The organism is Aeromonas sp. s5 (assembly GCF_040907865.1).
Lineage (GTDB): Bacteria > Pseudomonadota > Gammaproteobacteria > Enterobacterales > Aeromonadaceae > Aeromonas > Aeromonas dhakensis.
Window position 1 is genome coordinate 510377 of the sequence record NZ_JBFOCO010000033.1, and the last position, 18727, is coordinate 529103.

The following is an 18727-nucleotide window of genomic DNA, read 5'->3' on the forward strand; positions in this document are numbered from 1 at the left end:
GCGCTGTGCAAATTGCGCCGGCCGGGCTGCAAAACGCAAAAATCAGATTCATTTTGGGCCTGATGTGCGTTGCTGTGAGGGTCGAGAGCGCGACATGCAGGGCTTCGCGGGGAATTGCACCGGCTGGCGTGCCCCTTGCATTGGCTGACCACAGATGACCCAAGATCCGTTGCCTGGTGGCTGGGAGGCCCTATGAGACTCGGAGTAAACCAGATAGCCATGCTCTATTACGCCGCCGGCCTCTTGCTGATGAAGGGGATCTCCCTGCTGATGCTGCCGGTGCTGACCCACCTGCTGGCGCCCCGGGAGTATGGCCAGCTGGAGGTGCTCTTGACCATCATCAACCTGGGCTCCCTCATCCTGGGGTTCGGGCTGGTTGACGCCCTCTACCGCTTCGCCGGGATGGCGGCAGATGAGGGCGAGCGCAAGCAGGTGGTGGCGCGGGTGTTTGGCCTGGTCTGGATCATCGCCCTGGCCAGCCTGGTGCTGCTCTGGTGGCTGGCGCCCCTGGTGCAGCGACTGCTGCCAACCGAAACCCGCCTTGCCGATGTGCGCTGGGTGCTCAGCGCCCTGCCGTTTGAGGGGGTGATCGGGGTGCCGCTGGCCTGGCTGCGGATGCGCAATCAGGCCCGCCTCTTCTTCGTGGCCACCGCCGGCAAGGCGGTGATCCAGTCCCTGCTGACCGCCTGGTGGCTCTGGCTCGGCTGGGGCGTGAGCGGGGTGCTTGCCTCCGGCACCCTTACCTGCGTCGCGCTGGCGCTGCTGCTGAGCCTCTGGCAGTGGCGCGATGGTGGCATCCGCTTTGACTGGCAGCACTATCGCCCCCTGCTGCGCTACGGCCTGCCGCTGGTGGTGAGCGGGCTGGCCGGCTTTGCCTTGAGCGGACTGGATCGCTGGCTGCTGGCCGAACACGTCGGCGAGGCGCTGCTGGCCTACTACGCGGTGGCGGGCAAGTTGGCACTGGCGGTGGGGCTTCTGCTGCAGCCCTTCGCCCTCTGGTGGTATCCGCGCCGCTTCATGCTGCTCAAGGAGCCGGACGGCCTGCGCCTCAACGCCCACTACAGCGTGCTCGGCTCCGTGCTGGGGTTTGCCACCGCCGGGGTGGTGGGGCTCACCGCGCCTCTGCTTATTCGCTGGCTCACTCCTGAGAGCTATCACGGAGCCATCGCCTATATCCCGCTGCTGGTGCTGGGGATGGCGGTGCGCAACGTCTCTGACCTGCTCAATGTCGGCTGCTTCAGCGGCGAAGAGAGCAAGGCCCAGATGGTTATCAATCTGGGATGCAGTTTGCTCGGCGTCCTTGGCTTTTTGCTCGCCATTCCGCACTTCGGGGTGGCCGGGGTGATCTGGACCCTGCTGCTGGTCTACCTGGTGCGCGCGCTCGCCTTCTATCTGGTGAGCCAGCGGTTGCTGCCCTTGCCGTACCGCCTCTCGGCGCTGTGGGCGAGCGGTGCCGGCTCCCTTGCCATGATGTGGCTCGGCCAGTGGTGGGCAGGGCAATGGGCCGCCTGAGCCACGCCCTCTGGGGGCTGACCGCCACCCTGCTGGTGGCCGGGCTCTGGTGGCGGCTGCCGCACCCGCTGCTGCTGCCGGTGCTGGGGCTGGCCATTCCCGCCATCTGGTTTGCCCTGCGCTGGCCGTTTCTGATGGTGCTGGGGTTCGTCACCTTCTCGTTTTTCCGGCTGCACGAGGTGTTTCCCCAGCTCTATCCCCTCAAGATCCCGCTGCTCTTCTCGCTGGCGGCCATCGGTGCCCTGGTTTGGCACACCCTGCTGACCGGTCGCATCAGGCCCTACTGGAGCCAGCCCCTCAGCTGGTTGACCGCCTTTTTCATCGTCGTCTCCATCGGGGTGCTGTTTGCCAGCAACCGGGGGGAGGCGATCGCCACCTGGACCGGCAGCTACAGCAAGATCTACCTGATGACGCTGGCCACCGCCTGGCTGGTGCGCAGGCCGGAGGACTTCGCCCTGGCGGTGCGGGCCTTCGTGGTGGCCGGCTGCATGGTGGCGCTGGTGGCGCTCTACAACAAGAGCAGCGGGATCGGGCTGGTGGAGGGGACCCGGGTTACCATAGGGCGCGAGCTCGGCTCTGTGCTGGGGGATCCCAACGATCTGGCGCTGGTGCTGCTGTTTCCCGCCGGCTTCTCCTTGAGCCTGCTGCTCAACCAGAACGGCCTGGCCGGGCGTATCCTGGGGGCGGTGGGGTTTGTGCTGGTGGGGGCTGCCATCATCGCCACCCAGAGCCGCGGCGGCCTGCTCGGGATCTGCGCGGTGAGTGGCCTCTTTGCCTGGCAGCGGGTGCAGTCGAAAACCGTGCTGATCCTGTGCGGCACCCTGGCGCTGCTGGTGCTGTTTGCCGCTGCCGGGATAAGCGACAGGGCCTCCGGCGGGGCGGCGGAGAGCGGGGTGGATGCCTCGGCCATGGGACGCCTTTACGCCTGGCAGGCCGCCTGGGGCATGGCGCTGGCCCATCCGCTCATCGGGGTGGGGCTCTCCAACTTCTACTACAACTACTTCTTCTTCAGCCCCCACTGGGACGGCCTCAACCACGCGGTGCACTCCACCTGGTTCGGGGTGCTGGCGGAGACTGGCTTCGTGGGGCTGTTCATCTTCATCGGCATGGTGGTGGTCACCCTCTACCGGACCTGGCGCTGCTCACTGGATGGCATGCCTCCTGCAGTAGTGACTGCCATGCAGGGGGTGATGGCGAGCATGGTGGGGTTCGTCATCTCGGGGTCCTTCCTGACCCAGGGCTTTACCTGGCCCATCTATCTGGAGCTGTCGCTGGCGGTGGCAGCCATCAAATATGTCCGGCAGGCCAGAGAAGCGGAAATGGCCATGGCTGAGACGGAGCGGGATAAACCAAACAAGGGAGCTGAGTCATGAGCGCAACCCCCATTTTGCTGGTGCATTACGGCGAGAACTGGATCCGTGGCAGCGAGCGCTGCCTGCTGGATCTGCTGGCCCACCTGGATCGCAGCCGCTTTGCCCCCCTGCTCTGGTGCAACAGCCAGCAGCTGGCAGAGGAGGCCGCCCTGCTCGGAGTGAAGACGGTGGTCGAGCCCTTTGCCCTGCTGCTGGGCTGGCAGGCTCCCCGCTTCGATCTGGGTGCCCATCGGGCCCTGTGCCAGCGGGCGCAGGCGCTGATAAGCGAGCATGGCATCACTCTGGTGCACGCCAACAGCGCCGCCCCCTGCCAGTGGCTGGCCGGAGTGTGCCGCAAGATGAAGGTGCCGCTGGTGTGCCATCTGCACGCCCGTTATCAGCCCAGAGACAGGTTTACCCTGCGGGTGCATCAGGCCAACGTGCTGATTGGGGTGAGCCAGCCGGTGCTGGCCCCCTGGCGGGAGGATGGCTGCGAGCACAGACGGCTGGTTCACATCGCCAACGGGGTGGATGGGGGGCGGCTCAATCGGGGTGACCCCTGGCCCGTCAGCAACCTGCCCGGGCTGCCGGCGGGGGAGCTGATCCTGGCCACCATAGGGTCGCTGATCAAGCGCAAGGGGGTGGACCTGCTGATCCGCTCCCTGGCAGAGCTCTGCGCTCAGGGGGGCAAGGCGCAGCTGCTGGTTGTCGGCAGCGGCCCCGAACTGGCCGCGCTCACGGCATTGGCCGCTGAACTGGGAGTGGCCGAGCGGGTGCACTTTCTCGGCGAGCGGCCTGACAGCGCCGCCATCCTGCGCGGCGGGGTGGATCTGCTGGTCTCCGGTGCCCGCGAGGAGGTGTTCGGCCTGACCCTGGCCGAGGCCGGCACCCTGGGGCTGCCGGTCAGTGCCTATCGGGTGGGGGGGATCCCCGAGGTGGTGGAACACACGGTGACGGGCCTGTTGGCCGATCCCGGCGACTGGCGCCAGATGGCTGCCCATTGGCAGCGGCTGGGCGATGCCGGATTGCGCTACCGGCTGGGGCGGGCGGGGCAATTGCGCGCCAGCCAGCTGTTCACGGTCAAACGCTATGTGGAGAAGGTGAGCGAGCTCTGGTCGGCGGCACTCTCGGGGCGCTGGGACAATCCCGAGCTCCCCCCCTATGGGCGCATGGTGCGCTGGCTCGGTCAGCGGCTGCTGGCCAGGGTGGGTCTGGCGGGGGAAGGGGGGCTGCTTGGCGGGCGCAGGGCGGCGATCGGGTCGGATGAAGGAGCACCATCATGAAGCCGCACCATGAGTCGACTGCTGGCAAGGCCGGGCAGGGGGAGACGCTGTTGGTGGTGGATCCCATCTCTTTTCGCGGCGGCTCCAAGGTGGCCACTGAGGTGATCTTGGCGGGGTTGGCCGACCGCCTGCCAGTCTTGACGCTGCATGTTTTGACGCCGGATTTGGACTCCTGGCCCGGATGTCGTCACCATTCGCTCTGGGTGCCCGCCCTGCTGCGGGGGCGCGAGTCGGGCTTGGGGTATCTGCTCAAGCAGGGGTGGCAGACCCTGATGATCCTCTGGCTGATATGGCGCCTGGGGGAGGTGCGCGGCCTGCTGGCGGCCTCCGGCCCCGGGGTGGATCTCTGCTGCTACTGGGCCGCCAGGATCGCGGGGATCCCGGTGGTGCAGCTTATTCACGGCCCGGTGGGCTGCTCCGGCATGTCGGCAAGGGCCCTGTGGCGCGCCAGCCAGGTCTTCTATCTGGAGGCCGCCCGCCCCTCGCTCTCGGCCCTGATCGCCCGCCTTGGCGAGCGCGACTTTCCGCCCCGATGGCAGCCCTTCATCAACGGGCTGTGCGAGGCGAGCTGGCCCACGGCTACGACCGGCGGATCCGGCATCTTGTGGGCCGCCTCCTTGCTCAAGTGGAAAGGGCTGGAGACCATGCTGGCGGCGCATCAGCAGCTTGCCGAGCCCCGTGCGCCGCTGACCGTCTGCTATCTGCAACCGCGCAACATACTGCAACCTTGCAGCGAACCCCGGCCAGAACTGCCCGATACCCGCTGGCATGAAAACCCCGGCAACCTTGACGAGATCAGGGCCGGCTGCGGCATCTTCGTCTCCACCAGCCATCAGGAACCCTTTGGCCTCTCCATTCTGGAGGCCATGGCCGCTGGCCTGTGCGTGGTGATCCCGGCAGATGGGGCCTGGTGGGATCGCCACCTGACCGACGGGGTGAACTGCCGCAAATATCAGCCGGACAGCGCCGATGAACTGGCGCGCGTGCTGGCGGCGCTGCAGGAGGCCCCTGCGGTGGCCATGGCCATAGGGGACAATGCCAGGCTGCATGCGGCGGCGCATTACAAGGTGAGCGAGACGGGCAGAGAGATGGTGGCGGGGCTGGCACGACTGCTTGAGCGGGCCGAGCCTGAGTGCGCCGCGAAGCGCCCTGGCACGGCGCTGTAGCGGCGCGTCACTCCCAGCATCGCGGCCTTGCCTTATGGCAGGGCCGGCTCGCTCATGCTGGCGACTGTCTGCCAGAAGGCGTCGATCAGCGGCCCCTTGCTGTGGGGCGGGCGAATAAGGCCTATGGTCCAGCAGGCTTCCCCCTCGGTCAGCGGCAGGGTCAGCACGTCCGGGTGCTCTATGGTGGTGGAGGAGGGTACCAGGGTCCAGGCGATGTCGGCGGCGGCGGTGGCGACGCCGGCGGCAAAGTCGTTGACGTACTGGATATCGCGAAAACGCAGCCCGCTCTGGGCCAGGTAGTGCATCAGGTGATCGTAAAACGAGGGGGCCTTGTCCCGGCGCAGGATGGCCAGCGGCTTGTCCACCAGATCAGCCAGCTTGCTCACGCCGGCGTAGCTGGCCGGCAGCACGGCGACAAAATGGGCCCGCACTACTGGCAGGCACGGCCACCCCTTGGGGGCGGGCAGGCGGCAGAAACCGAGATCCAGCTTGCCTTCGCTCAGGGCCAGCAACTGATGGTGGGTGGAGAGATCGTTGAGCTCTATGGTCACTTGGGGGCGTTCGGCCCGAAATTGCGCGATGGCGGCGGGCACCAGCAGCTTGGTGGCAACGCCAAAGCCGATGCGCAGGGTGCCGCTGTTGCCGGCCAGCACGTCGCGGGCGCTGCGTGCTAGCTGCTCGCTGGCCGCCACCAGGGCGCGGGCATCCTCATAAAGGGCGCGCCCCAGCACGGTGAGACGGGTGCTGTTTGCGTTACGCTCGAACAGCTCGCCGCCCAGCTCCTCTTCTAGCCGCCGGATCTGCTTGCTCAGCGCCGACTGAGTGACGTGCTGGCGCACCGCCGCCTGACCGAAGTGCAATACCTCCCCCAGGGTGACGAAGGCCTTCAGATCCCGCAACTCCATGTCGGCTCCCGTGATTCCTGTTTGGAATGTTGAATGGTTAAATTTGTCATTGGACGGAATTTTAGAACTGTTCGATGCTAATGCCAATTCCATTGGGCACCGCCAGTCGGTGCGATCAAGGTGGCCAGCCCACCGCCGCAGAAGGAGCAACCCCAGATGCATCACCACAAGTTCAACGACTTCCCGCAAGATTTTTTGTGGGGCGCCGCCTCCGCCGCCTATCAGGTGGAAGGGGGCTGGGACGCCGATGGCAAGGGGCCCTCGGTGTGGGATCTGTTCACCAAGCTGCCGGGCAAGACCTTTGAGGGGAGCAACGGCGACGTGGCGGTGGATCACTATCACCGCATGGAGGAGGACGTGGCGCTGATGGCCGAGATGGGGCTCAAGGCCTACCGCTTCTCGGTGAGCTGGCCGCGCATCTACCCGACCGGCCGCGGCGAGGTGAACGAGGCGGGGCTCGCCTTCTATGAAAAACTCATCGACACCCTCTTGGCCCACCAGATTGAGCCAGTGCTCACCCTCTATCACTGGGACCTGCCCCAGGCGCTGCAGGACGAATACGGCGGCTGGGAAGACAGACGGATCATCGCCGATTTCGAGCGCTACTGCGTGACCCTCTATCAGCGCTTTGCCGGCAAGGTGAAGTACTGGGTGTCGCTCAACGAACAGAACTACAACCTGACCAACGCCTATCAGCTCGGCACCCATCCGCCCGCGGTGCAGGATCGCAAGCGCTTCTTTGCCGCCAACCACATCGCGTTTCTGGCCAACGCCCGGGTCATCAAGGCGTTTCGCCAGCACGTGCCGGGGGGGCTGATCGGCCCAAGCTTTGCTTATTCTCCCGCCTATCCGGCCTCGTGCGATCCCAAAGACATGCTGGCTTACGAGAATGCCGAGGAGTTCACCAACCTCTGGTGGCTGGATGCCTACTGCTTCGGCCGCTACCCCCAGGCGGCGCTCGCCTACTTGCGGGAGAACGGCGAGGCGCCCCAGATCCTGCCGGGCGATCTCGAGCTGTTGCGCGAAGGAACCCCCGACTACATAGGCGTCAACTACTACTACACCCTGACCTATACCGACAACCCGCTCGGCGGCCAGACGATGCAGCGCATCAACACCACGGGCAAGAAGGGCACTACGCCGCCAAGCGGCATTCCCGGCCTCTACAAGACGGCCCCCAACCCGCACCTGGAGACCAGCAACTGGGACTGGGCCATCGACCCGACCGGGATGCGCATCGCTCTGCGCCGGCTCTCCTCCCGCTACGGCCTGCCGCTGATGATCACCGAGAACGGCCTCGGCGAGTTCGACAAGCTGGCGGCAGGGGACAGGGTGCACGACGACTACCGCATCGACTATCTGCGCAGCCACGTCAAGGCGTGCCAGGAGGCGCTACAGGACGGGGTGGAGCTGTTGGGCTATTGTGCTTGGTCGTTCACCGACATCCTGAGCTGGCTCAACGGCTACCAGAAGCGCTACGGCTTCGTCTATGTTGAGCGGGACGAGCAGGGGGGCTCCCTGCGCCGCCTCAAGAAGGACAGCTTCTACTGGTACCAGGCGGTGATAAGCTCGGGCGGCAAGACACTGTAACCAAATCCATACCCTAGACAGGCCCCGCCAACTGGCGGGGCCTGTTTTTTTTGTCCGTCTGCCGGGCCGACCCGCGCCGCATCCGGGCATGGCACTTGCCGGATTGATCTAACTCATCTTTTTGTCAATTAGCGTGTGCGGATGGCGGCTGCAAACCGGCGGGAGGGGCAATCTGGTTTAGATTCAATATGTTTACGCGGCCCCGAAGAGGGATCTATCACCTTGGCAGAGGTGGAAGCGCATCATGCACCACAACAGCTCTCATCCCCGCTGCGGCGGACTGGTTGCCCAGCAGGTTGATCTGCGCCAGCTGGTATACGCCCTGTCGGCGTCGCTGGATCTGGTCGGCATCGGCGATGTGGCACACGGCAAGCGGGTCGGTATCATGGCCGCCGAGTGTGGCAAGGCTCTGGGGGCCGGTGAGAGCGAGCAGGCCTGCCTGTTCGAGCTGGGGGTGCTGCACGACATCGGCGTCTCCTCCACCTTTATCCACAGCCATCTGGTCAGCGAATTCGACTGGGAGTCTTCCCAGCGTCATTGCGAGGTCGGTTACGATCTGCTCAAGGATTTCCCGCCGCTGGCCCCGCTGGCGGAGCCCATCCGCTATCACCACACCCACTGGCATCAACTTGTTCGGCAGCAGGGGGTGACGGCCACGGTGCGGCGCCAGGCCAACCTCATCTTTCTGGTCGACCGGGTCGATGCCCTGGCGGCCCCGCATTATGGGGACGGCTCCCTGCTGATGCACACCCAGGAGATCCGGCAGCGGATCGAGGCGTGCGCCGGCGAGTTCTTCGACCCCGAGCTGGTGGCGGCCTTTTTGCGGGCCTCCCTGCCGGAGGCATTCTGGCTGCAGCTGGAGGGGCGCGCCATCACCGACTACATGCGCGGCATGCTGAGCGAGCGGGAGCCCTGCCTCACCAGCAACGGCGAGCTCAAACAGCTGGCGCGCATCTTTTCGGCCATCGTCGATGCCAAGAGCCCCTTCACCGTGGCCCACTCCCTCGGGGTGGCCAGGCTGGCCCGGCGGCTGGCCCAATGGATGGGGATTGAGGAGGGACGCTGCGAGCAGCTGGAGATCGCCGGGCTGCTGCACGATCTCGGCAAGCTGCGGGTACCCGACGAGATCCTCGACAAGGCGGGAAAACTCGATGAGCGAGAGCGGGCCATCATCAACACCCACAGCTTTGAAACCTATCAGATTTTGCGCCACATCGACGGCTTCGAGGAGATTGCCCTGTGGGCCTCCTATCACCACGAGGAGCCCAATGGCTGCGGCTACCCCTTCCACCTGACTGCCGAGGCGATGCCGCTGGAGGCGAGGATCTTGCGGGTGGCCGACATCTTTCAGGCCATGGTACAGCACAGACCCTACCGGGCGGGGCTGAGCGCCGACGCGGCGCTCGCATTCTTGCAACAGCTGGCGAGCCAGGGGCGGGTCGATGTCGACGCCGTGGCTACCCTGGCGGCGCACTTGCCCGAGGCTCACCAGGCCGCCAGCGGTCAGACGCAGGCGGCCCAGAGAGATCTCGGCGTCGGTGAGCGGACGCCTTAGAGGAACATGCCGCCGGAGGCCTCGATGCGCTGGGCATTGATCCAGCGGCTGTCGGGGGAGAGCAGGGCGGCGATGACGCCGCCGATGTCCTCCGGCTGGCCCACCCGACCCAGCGCGGTCTGACTGGCGATGAAGTCGTTGACCGCCTGATTGTCCCGTACCACACCCCCGCCAAAATCGGTCTCGATGGCTCCCGGCGCCACCACGTTGACGGCGATGCCGCGCGGCCCCAGCTCCTTGGCCAGATAGCGGGTCAGCACCTCGACCCCTCCCTTCATGGCCGCATAGGCGGCATAACCGGGCAGCGCGAAGCGGGTCAAGCCGCTTGACAGGTTGAGGATGCGCCCGCCATCGCGCAGAAGCGGCAGCAGCTGCTGGGTCAGAAAGAAGACCCCCTTGAGGTGAATGTTGAACAGGGTGTCGAACTGCTGCTCGCTGGTCTGCTCGATGCTGGCGTGAATGCCGATGCCGGCGTTGTTGACCAGAAAATCGAACCGATCCCGCTGCCACGCGCCCAGCTGCTCGCGCACCTGGCTGGCGAAGGCGGCAAAGCTGCTGCTGTCGGCCACATCGAGGGGCAGGGCATGGGCCCTGACGCCGAGGGCGGTCGCCTCGGCCACCACGGCCGCCGCCTCTTCGGCCTGACTGCGATAGGTGATGATGAGGTCGACGCCGCGGGCGGCGAGGGCCAGCGCCGCCTGTTTGCCAAGGCCGCGGCTGGCGCCGGTGATGAGTGCGATGGGATGGGTCATGAGAGGACTCCTGTCTGTGGTCATGGGCTCGGGATGAGCCGGTGTGATCACTCTATTGCCCGTTGTTGATTGGATAAATAAGGCGATAATGAATGCACTGTTCCGATTAGCGAGACAATGGCGCCATGGATCAACTGGATGCGATGAGGATGTTTGTACGGGTGGCGGAGCTGGAGAGCTTTACCCGCAGTGCCGAACAGTTAGGAGTCCCCAAGGCGACGCTCTCGGCGGCCATCCGCCGGCTGGAGGAGCAGATGGGCACCCGCTTGCTGCAGCGCACCACCCGGCGGGTGCAGCTGACCACGGATGGCCGGCTCTGTTATGCCCGTTGTCAGGATCTGCTGGCGGACATGGAGGAGTTCAACGGGCTGTTTCGCCAGCAGGGGCAGCTGAGCGGCCAGCTGCGGGTGGACATGCCGGGCCGGATGGCCCGCCATCTGGTGATGCCGGCGCTGCCCACTTTTCTGGCGGCGCATCCCGCCTTGCAGTTGATGTTGAGCAGCACGGACCGGCGGGTCGACCTGGTGCGAGAGGGGTTTGACTGCGTGATCCGGGTCGGGGCGCTTGAGCCCTCCAGCCTGGTGGCGCGCCCCCTCGGCCACTATCGCCAGATCAACTGCGCCAGTGCCGCCTACCTGGCCCGCTACGGGACGCCCCGCAGCCTGAGCGAGCTGAGCGGCCATCGGCTGGTGCACTATGGCAGCAGCAGCGGGCCCAGAGAGAGCGGTTTCGAGTATCTGCAGGCGGATGGCTCGCGCGCCGTGCTGGCGATGAGCGGGGCGCTCACGGTGAACGACAGCGAATCCTATCTGGCGGCGGCGCTGGCCGGGCTTGGCATCATCCAGCAGCCGCGAGTCGGGGTGGAGCCACTGCTGGCCAGCGGCGAGCTGGTGGCCATCCTGCCAAAGTGGCAGGCGCCGCCGCTGCCCATTCACGCCCTCTATGCCCATCGCCGTCAGCTGGCCCCCCGGGTGCAGGCCTTCATTCAGTGGTTGAGCGGCATCCTGGCATCAGCGCTGGGCCCTGACGGCCCGCGCGATGGCCTGGCGACGCGGGCAGGGATGGACGCGGCCGATTGATGGCTTGACGCTAATCCCCACCTGCGGCGGGTCTCTCTATGGCTGCCATCGACAATCCCGGTTTGGCGCCGGCCGGGTGGCTTGGCATAATGGCGCCCCACACGGGGTGGCCGCCCCTTTGCGGTGTGGCCGGCCCCAGCAACAGTGCAGAGGAGATGAGATGAAATTTATCGGAGCCCACGTCAGTGCGGCCGGCGGGGTGGAGAACACCATCGCCCGCGCCCAGGCCATCGGGGCCAACGCCTTCGCCCTGTTTACCAAGAACCAGCGCCAGTGGCAGGCGGCGCCGCTCTCCGAGACCAGCATCCGCGCCTTCAAGCTGGCCTGCGAGAAGGGGGGCTTTCGCCCCGAGCAGATCCTGCCCCACGACAGCTACCTCATCAATCTGGGTCATCCCGACCCCGATGGCCTCGCCAAGTCCCGCGATGCCTTTCTGGACGAGATGAAGCGCTGCGAGCAATTGGGGCTTTGCTACCTCAATTTTCATCCGGGCAGCCACCTGAAGCAGATCCCGGAGGCGGCCAGCCTCAAGCTGGTGAGCGAATCCATCAACTGGGCGCTGGAGCGCAGCGAAGGAGTGACGGCGGTGATCGAGAACACCGCCGGTCAGGGCACCAACCTCGGCTGGTCGTTCGAGCACCTGGCCACCATCATCGACGGGGTGGAAGACAAGAGCCGGGTTGGCATCTGCTTTGACACCTGCCACGCCTTTGCCGCCGGCTACGATCTGCGCACCGCGGAGAGTTGTGCCGCCGTCTTTGCCGAGTTCGACCGGACGGTGGGTTTCCAGTATCTGAAGGGGATGCATATCAACGGCGCCAAGTGCACCTTCGGCAGCCGGGTCGACCGCCACCACAGCCTGCGCGAGGGGAACCTGGGGGAGGCGGTGTTCCATCACATCATGAATGATCATCGTTTCGACGACATTCCGCTGATCCTGGAGACCATTGACGAGTCCATCTGGGGCGACGAGATCCGCTGGTTGCGCAGCCTGGCGCAGGCATGATGATTGACCGGCAGAGCGCATAAGGAGACAGGGATGCAAGAGAGAACAAGCGAACAGCCGCTGCGCTGGGGCGTTGCCGGCGCGGGGGCCATCGCCCGCCGTTTTTGTCAGGATGTGAACGGACACGCCAGTGGCAGCCGGGTGGTGGCGATCGCCGCCCGTGATCAGGTGCGGGCGCAGGCCTTTGCCGACGAGCAGGGCTTGCCCCACGCCCATGGCAGCTATCAGGCGCTGGCGGCGGATCCCCTGGTGGAGGCGGTCTACGTGGCGGTGATCCACCCGGAGCACGCTGCCCTGATCGAACGCATGCTGCTGGCGGGCAAGCACGTGCTGGTGGAAAAACCGGCGGTGACTTGCGTCGCAGATTGGGACCGGCTGGTGCGGTTCGCCGTCGAGCGGGGCCTGCTGCTGATGGAGGCGATGAAGGTGATGTGCTTCCCCGCCATGCGCGCATTGCTGGGGCGCCTGTCGGCCCTGCCAGCCCCCGACAGGCTAAAGGCGGCCTTCGGCTCGGTGCAGACGCGGGACGGCAAGCTGTTCGATCCGGCGCTGGATGGCGGCGCCGCCTGGGATGTGGGGGTCTACCCGCTCTGGCTCTATGCCGCCCTCTGTCACCAGTTGGGGTTGGCGGCGGGTGAGCCCGAGGTCACGCTGTCTCGCCGTGAGGGCGAGGTGGATGAAGCCGCCCGCTTTGATTTTGCCGGCCCGCTCAAGGCCGAGCTGGTGGCCTCCATCGTCGAGGATCTCGACAAGTCGGCCTGGCTGTCCGGGCCCGGCTGGGCGCTGGAGCTGGTGGGCAAGTGGTGGAATCCCCAGCAGATCGTCTGGCTTGGTGGTGACCCTCTGCCGGCCTGGCCCCACGACATCGCGCTGCCGGTCGGTGGCGGCGGCATGCAGCACGAGGCGGATCACTTTGCCGCCTGTGTCAGAGAAGGATTGACCGACTCCCCCTGGGTGCCGCAGGCACTGACCAGACAGGTGCTGGGCTGGGTCGAGCGGGGATTGCAACCCGCTGAATGCTGAGTCACAAGGCAGAATGACCAAGAGGGAGAGCCAGGGCTCTCCCTCTTCTATTGCTGCTATTGCTGCCGATACCTGGCGGCAAGGGCTATGCCGGGAATAGGCTGCCCGATCATCCCATTGGCTCAGGTGCTGCTGATCTGGCTGGGCAACACATCTTCCTGGGCGCGGCAAAATTGCAGAAAGCGGCGCAGGGTGGCGGAGTGATACTTCTGCCGATGCCAGATGAGGGAGAGCTGGCGGGGGAAGCGACGGGTCAGGGGCAGGGCCACCAGACGGCCGGCCTGCAACCGATCCGACACCGCCAGGTGGGAGATGAAGGAGATGCCGAGCCCCTTCTCGACCGCCAGCATCACCGCCTCCAGGGTGTTGAGCTCGAGCCCCGCCTGCCAGCGGGGCAGTTCGGGCTGGATCTGCTGCTCGAACTGCTCGCGGCTGCCGGACTGGGGCTCGCGCAGCACCCAGGTTTCGTCGCTCAGCTGGGCGAGGGAGAGGCGATGGCGGCCGGCGAGGGGGTGATCGGGCTGGGCCACGATCAGCATCTCGTCGTGGAGCCAGGGCTCGCTGACCAGATCCGGGTGGTGGTTCTCCCCCTCGATCAGCGCCAGATCCAGCTCGAAGTTGGCCAGCAGGTGGCAGAGCTGGTGGGTGTTGGTGATGGTGACCCTGGGCGGTTGTCCCAGCTCCTGCTTGCTGGTGGCGAGCAGGGCCGGCAGCAGGTAGTTGCCTATGGTCTGGCTGGCGCCCAGACGCAGCTGGCCGCTCGGTTCGGCATCCGGGCTGAACAGGGTTTCGATGTCCTGCATCCGGGTCAGCAGCTCTTCGGCCGCCGGTTGCAGCAGGCGTCCCTCGTTGTTGAGCTGCAGCCTGGGGTGAATGCGATCGAACAGCGGGGTGGCGAGCTGACGCTCCAGCTCCTGCAACGACTGGGAGACGGCGCCCTTGCTCAGGCACAGTTCATTGGCGGCCAGCCCCAGATTGCCGTAACGGGCGATGGTGGCAAAGACCTTGAGTTGTTGCAGGGTCAGCTTCATGTTTGGAAATCCTGAACGATTGATTTAATTCATTTAGATATCGTAAACGATGGCCGCTCATTATCCTATGCCCATCGTCTCTCACATGAGGTTTCAGACATGATCGCAAGAACCCGTCAATCCCTGGCCGCTGCTCCGACCCCCATGGCAGGACTGGCGCTCGGGATCGCCAGTCTCGGTTGGTGCTGGGAAAATGCCGGTCACTTCGATGGCCGCCTGCAGTTGCTGGGCGCCGCCGTTGCCGCCGTGCTGCTGGTGATCCTGACCTTCAAGTTTCTGCTGCACCCGCGCCTGCTGTGGCAGGATCTGGCTCACCCGGTGGTCGGCAGCGTGGTGCCCACCTATGCCATGGGCACCATGGTGGTCTCCAAGGCGGTCGGCATGCTCAACGCCGGTCTGGGGGAGGGGCTCTGGCTGTTTGCGGTGCTGCTGCACCTGGGGTTCCTGGCCACCTTCGTCTGGCATCGGGCCAAACAGTTTGAAATCCACCACATGGTGCCGAGCTGGTTCGTGCCGCCGGTGGGGATCATAGTCGCTGACGTCGCCTTCCCGGGCGGCCAATACGCCGCGCTGGCCAACGGCCTGCTCTGGTTCGGCATGCTCTGCTACGGCCTGATGCTGCCGCTGATGCTCTATCGCCTCATCTTCAGCCATGAAGTGCCGGATGCCGCCAAACCGACCATCGCCATCCTGGCGGCGCCCGCCAGCCTGTCACTGGCCGGCTACCTGACCGTGAGCGAGCAACCGTCTCTGCTGCTGGTGGCCGTGCTGCTGGGGATCGCCGTGCTGATGACCGGCATCATCTATCTGGCCTTCATCAAGCTGCTGCGTCTGCCATTCTCGCCGGGCTACGCCGCCTTCACCTTCCCGCTGGTGATCGGCGCCACCGCCCTGTTCAAGGTGAGCCACCTGGTCGAGCAGTGGCCCCAGGCCGCCGAGTACGTCGAGCAGATCCGGCTGCTGGCCCACTTCGAGCTGGGCGCCGCCACCCTGATCGTCGGTTACGTGGCTCTGCGCTACCTGATGTTCTTCCTGCCGCTGGGCAGCGACGAGCTGGCATCCGGCATGGTTCGTCGCTAGGAAATGGCCGCAAGAGGGCCGGGATAAGGGGTTCGGTGAGCAGGTCTGCGCAAGACGGACGCCACCGAACAGATGTCGACAAGGCGCTCCACCTCGGGTGGGGCGCTTTTTTTATGCACTTGCCTGCGCAAACCCGCCCGCTTTGTTGGTCCCGACCGGGGTGGCTCCTTCGCCAAAGCCATGATGAATTTAACTGGTATTACCTGTCAGGATGAATACAATGCAGCTCCCTTTCCCATGCTTGACCCCATCCATGTCTTCCCATGATCCCGTGTTTGACTCTCGTTTCGAGACCCGATTCCTGCATCCGCGTTACTGGTTCAGCTGGCTGGCGCTTGGCGTCCTGATGCTGCTGGCCTTCGTGCCGGTGAGGCTGCGCGATCGGCTGGCCGCCGCCCTGGCGCCGCTGGTGTTTCGCATCTCGAAAAAGCAGGTCTACATCGCCAGAACCAACCTGGCCCTCTGTTTCCCGCAAAAGAGCGAGGCCGAGCGCGACGCCATCCTGATGACCTCTATCCGGGTCGGCCTCAAGAGCCTGCTCGGCTTTGGCGAGTTCTCGGTGCGCAGTCCCGCCTATCTGATGAAGCGGATGCGGGTCACTGGCTGGGAACATATCGAGGCGGAGCAGGCGGCCGGCAGACCGGTGATCTTGGTGGTGCCCCATAGCTGGCCGGTGGACGCGGCCGGTTACTACTTCACCCGACGCGGGGTGCCCATGTGCACCATGATGAAACGGGCGCGCAACCCGGTGTTCGACTGGCATCTGAACCGTGCTCGTGCCCGCAATGGCTGCCGCGTCTATGAGCGCAGCGCCGGCATCAAGGCGGTGATCCGCACCATCAAGGAGGGGAACAGCTTCTTCTACCTGCCGGATCAGGATCATGGTCGCGAGAAGAGCATCTTCGCTCCCTTCTTCGGTCAGCCCAAGGCAACCCTGCCGGCCCTGCCGCGACTGGTGCAGGTGAGCGGTGCCAAGGCGGTGCCGCTGCTGGCCTGCTATGACGAGGCGCACCACTGCTACCGGCTGGAGATAGACGCCCCCTTTGACAACTATCCCACCGACGATGTGATGGCCGACACCTGCCGGATGAACGACATGGTGCAGCAGCAGCTCAGCCGGGATCCGGGCCAGTACATGTGGTTTCTCAAGATCTTCGACACCCGCGAGGATCAGGTCGGGCTGGATGGCCGCTACGAGGCGGGGATCCAGCGCATCCGTCGCGGGTTGCAGCCGCTCTCCTGATGAGCAATTCCTTGTTGGTACTATGGCCCTGCGGGGCCATTTTTATTGCCCCTCTGCCGGCTGGCAGGGCGAGCAGTCGAGCCGGCGCCTGCCCCAACCGGGCCCGCGCCAGCCCAAAGTGGAAAATTTTGTCAGGATAATTAAAATAACCGTTTATTTTCTATGACTTGATGGCGGCCATGTCCTCACACGATCCGGTTTTCGACACCTCATTTCATCCCCGTCTGCTCCATCCGCGCTGGTGGGGCAGCTGGTTGGCGCTCGGCCTGCTCTGCCTGCTGGGGCTGCTGCCCCATGGTCTGCGTGACCGGCTGGCCGACCGGCTGGCTCCCCCCCTGCTGCGTCTGTCCAGGAAGCAGGCCTATATCGCCGACACCAACCTCAAGATCTGCTTTCCCGAGCTTGACGAGGCGGGCCGTCAGGCCCTGTTGCTGAAATCGATCCGGGTGGGGCTCAAGACCTTCATGGGCTTTGCCGAGCTGACCCTGCGCAGCGCCGATCACCTGGCCGGCCGCATCAAGGTGCGCGGCTGGGAGCACATCGAGGCAGAGCAGGCCACCGGCCGGCCGGTGATCCTGGTGGTGCCCCACACCTGGGCGGTGGACATGATAGGCCGCTACTTCGCCATCCGGGGCATGTCCATGTGCACCATGATGAAGAGCGCCAAGGATCAGGTCTTCGACTGGTACATCAACCGGGAGCGGGCCAAGGGGGGCAAGGTGTATGAGCGCAGTGCCGGCATCAAGCCGGCCATCAAGGCGATCCGCGGCGGCGCCAGCTTCTTCTACTTGCCGGATCAGGATCACGGCCGCGAGGCCAGCATTTTCGTGCCCTTCTTCGGCCACCCCAAGGCGACCCTGCCGGCCCTGCCCAAGCTGGTCAAGCTGACCGGCGCCAAGGCGGTGCCCATCCTCGCCTGCTATGACGAGGAGGAGGGCTGCTACCGGCTGGAGATCGAGGCCCCCTTCGATCCCTATCCCGGCACCGATCTGGAGGCCGACGTTCGCGCCATGAACGACATGGTGGAGCAGCAGCTGCGCCAGCACCCGGAGCAGTACATGTGGTTCCTCAAGATCTTCGAGACCATGGAGCATCCCCAGGGGCACGAGGGCTTCTACGAAGAGGGCATTAAGCGGATCCGCGGCGACCTGCCCCCCGAAAACTGACGCAATTGAAGGACCGGCGCCCGGGCGCCGGTGGCACGGCACAATCTGGAATAGGCAAGCGCACCGGAAGAGGCTATCTTCGGGAGCGCACACAGGGTGAAAGGGCGGGCATGAAAACTCCAAATCGAATCCAACCTCTGGTTGACGACGGCCTGGTTGATGAGGTGATCAGCCGGCTGATGAGTGGCAAAGAGGCCGATGTTTACGTGGTGCGCTGCGGCGACGAGATCCGCTGCGCCAAGGTGTACAAGGAGGCCGCCAAGCGCAGCTTCAAGCAGGCGGTGGTCTATCAGGAAGGGCGCCGGGTGCGCAGCAGCCGCGATGCCCGCGCCATGGAGAAGGGCTCCAAGTACGGCCGCAAGCAGCACGAAGAGGTGTGGCAGAACACCGAGGTGGATGCCCTGTTCAAGCTGGCCGCCGCCGGTGTGCGGGTGCCGCGGCCCTATGTCTGCCTCGACGGCGTGCTCTTGATGGAGCTGGTGACCGATGCCGATGGCAACGTGGCGCCCCGCCTCAACGACGTGGCCCTCAGCCGCGAACAGGCGCTGGCCGACCACGCCAGGGTGATCCGCTACGTGGTGCGTATGCTCTGCGCTGGCCTCATTCACGGCGACCTGTCGGAGTTCAACGTGCTGGTGGATGAAGAGGGGCCTGTCATCATCGACCTGCCCCAGGTGGTGGATGCCGCCGCCAACAACCAGGCGAAGTCCATGCTGGAGCGGGACGTCGACAACATGCGCAACTACTACGGCATGTATGCCCCCGAGCTGCTCAAGACCCGTTACGCCAAGGAGATGTGGGCCCTCTATGAAGATGGCAAGCTCACCCCCGACAGCGAACTGACCGGGTTGTTCGAAGAGAGCAACGAGCGGGTGGATCTTGACGCCGTACTGCACGAGATCGAGAGCGCCGAGGAGGAGGCCCTGGCCCGCCAGGCGCGGTTGAAGGCGGAGCAGGAGGAGGGCTACTGACGCCCAGGCCCCT

16 protein-coding genes are annotated in these 18727 nt (G+C 65.4%); 13 read left to right on the forward strand and 3 right to left on the reverse strand.

The window, feature by feature from the left end; translation table 11 throughout:
- Nucleotides 1-192: 192 nt before the first annotated feature.
- From AB5Y94_RS21670 to AB5Y94_RS21685, 4 genes are read left to right on the forward strand one after another with little or no spacing between them, the layout of a single operon-like run.
- Nucleotides 193-1512, forward strand: a complete 1320-nt coding sequence (locus AB5Y94_RS21670) for a lipopolysaccharide biosynthesis protein (RefSeq protein WP_042006389.1) — start codon at nt 193-195, stop codon at nt 1510-1512.
- Nucleotides 1500-2885, forward strand: a complete 1386-nt coding sequence (locus AB5Y94_RS21675; protein ID WP_368206574.1) for an O-antigen ligase family protein — start codon at nt 1500-1502, stop codon at nt 2883-2885. Before AB5Y94_RS21670 ends, AB5Y94_RS21675 begins: the two co-directional genes overlap by 13 nt.
- Nucleotides 2882-4147: a glycosyltransferase family 4 protein gene (locus tag AB5Y94_RS21680; protein ID WP_368206575.1), complete on the forward strand. Its 1266-nt coding sequence runs from the start codon at nt 2882-2884 to the stop codon at nt 4145-4147. The genes AB5Y94_RS21675 and AB5Y94_RS21680 overlap by 4 nt, the downstream gene beginning before the upstream one ends.
- A complete protein-coding gene (locus AB5Y94_RS21685; protein ID WP_368206576.1) occupies nt 4144-5313 on the forward strand; it encodes a glycosyltransferase family 4 protein in 1170 nt (389 codons plus the stop codon). Before AB5Y94_RS21680 ends, AB5Y94_RS21685 begins: the two co-directional genes overlap by 4 nt.
- A 32-nt stretch (nt 5314-5345) precedes the next feature.
- Here AB5Y94_RS21685 and AB5Y94_RS21690 read toward each other — a convergent pair whose 3' ends face one another.
- A complete protein-coding gene (locus tag AB5Y94_RS21690) occupies nt 5346-6218 on the reverse strand; it encodes a LysR family transcriptional regulator (protein WP_017779710.1) in 873 nt (290 codons plus the stop codon).
- A 156-nt stretch (nt 6219-6374) separates the two neighbouring features.
- Between AB5Y94_RS21690 and AB5Y94_RS21695 the strand changes: the two genes are divergently transcribed.
- Both AB5Y94_RS21695 and AB5Y94_RS21700 read left to right on the forward strand, forming a co-directional pair.
- Complete coding sequence (locus tag AB5Y94_RS21695; RefSeq protein WP_368206577.1) at nt 6375-7808, forward strand: glycoside hydrolase family 1 protein; 1434 nt, start codon at nt 6375-6377, stop codon at nt 7806-7808.
- 244 nt (nt 7809-8052) lie between these two features.
- Nucleotides 8053-9363, forward strand: coding sequence for an HD-GYP domain-containing protein (locus tag AB5Y94_RS21700; RefSeq protein WP_195878559.1), 1311 nt, complete (start codon nt 8053-8055; stop codon nt 9361-9363).
- On the opposite strand, the gene AB5Y94_RS21705 is transcribed toward AB5Y94_RS21700, so the two are convergent.
- Complete coding sequence (locus tag AB5Y94_RS21705) at nt 9360-10115, reverse strand: SDR family NAD(P)-dependent oxidoreductase (RefSeq protein ID WP_010633855.1); 756 nt, start codon at nt 10113-10115, stop codon at nt 9360-9362. The genes AB5Y94_RS21700 and AB5Y94_RS21705 overlap by 4 nt on opposite strands.
- 125 nt (nt 10116-10240) lie before the next feature.
- Between AB5Y94_RS21705 and AB5Y94_RS21710 the strand changes: the two genes are divergently transcribed.
- The 3 genes from AB5Y94_RS21710 (at nt 10241) to AB5Y94_RS21720 (ending at nt 13223) form a co-directional block, all read left to right on the forward strand.
- Complete coding sequence (locus AB5Y94_RS21710; RefSeq protein WP_042889003.1) at nt 10241-11194, forward strand: LysR family transcriptional regulator; 954 nt, start codon at nt 10241-10243, stop codon at nt 11192-11194.
- Nucleotides 11195-11354: 160 nt separating this feature from the next.
- Nucleotides 11355-12200, forward strand: a complete 846-nt coding sequence (nfo, locus tag AB5Y94_RS21715; RefSeq protein ID WP_219325681.1) for a deoxyribonuclease IV — start codon at nt 11355-11357, stop codon at nt 12198-12200.
- A gap of 33 nt (nt 12201-12233) precedes the next feature.
- On the forward strand, nt 12234-13223 hold the full coding sequence (locus AB5Y94_RS21720) for a Gfo/Idh/MocA family protein (protein ID WP_368206578.1): 990 nt from the start codon (nt 12234-12236) through the stop codon (nt 13221-13223).
- A gap of 122 nt (nt 13224-13345) precedes the next feature.
- On the opposite strand, the gene AB5Y94_RS21725 is transcribed toward AB5Y94_RS21720, so the two are convergent.
- Entirely contained in the window at nt 13346-14254 is a 909-nt protein-coding gene (locus AB5Y94_RS21725) for a LysR substrate-binding domain-containing protein (RefSeq protein ID WP_324039291.1), read from the reverse strand.
- A 99-nt stretch (nt 14255-14353) separates the two neighbouring features.
- On the opposite strand from AB5Y94_RS21725, the gene AB5Y94_RS21730 reads away from it, so the two are divergent.
- The 4 genes from AB5Y94_RS21730 to AB5Y94_RS21745 all read left to right on the forward strand — a co-directional run bounded on the left by AB5Y94_RS21730 (nt 14354) and on the right by AB5Y94_RS21745 (nt 18714).
- Nucleotides 14354-15334: a TDT family transporter gene (locus tag AB5Y94_RS21730; protein WP_019840565.1), complete on the forward strand. Its 981-nt coding sequence runs from the start codon at nt 14354-14356 to the stop codon at nt 15332-15334.
- 253 nt (nt 15335-15587) lie between these two features.
- Complete coding sequence (gene lpxM / locus AB5Y94_RS21735; RefSeq protein ID WP_017764371.1) at nt 15588-16577, forward strand: lauroyl-Kdo(2)-lipid IV(A) myristoyltransferase; 990 nt, start codon at nt 15588-15590, stop codon at nt 16575-16577.
- A gap of 170 nt (nt 16578-16747) precedes the next feature.
- Nucleotides 16748-17743: a lauroyl-Kdo(2)-lipid IV(A) myristoyltransferase gene (locus AB5Y94_RS21740; RefSeq protein ID WP_324039290.1), complete on the forward strand. Its 996-nt coding sequence runs from the start codon at nt 16748-16750 to the stop codon at nt 17741-17743.
- Nucleotides 17744-17853: 110 nt separating this feature from the next.
- On the forward strand, nt 17854-18714 hold the full coding sequence (locus AB5Y94_RS21745; protein WP_211050272.1) for a PA4780 family RIO1-like protein kinase: 861 nt from the start codon (nt 17854-17856) through the stop codon (nt 18712-18714).
- Nucleotides 18715-18727 lie beyond the last annotated feature (13 nt).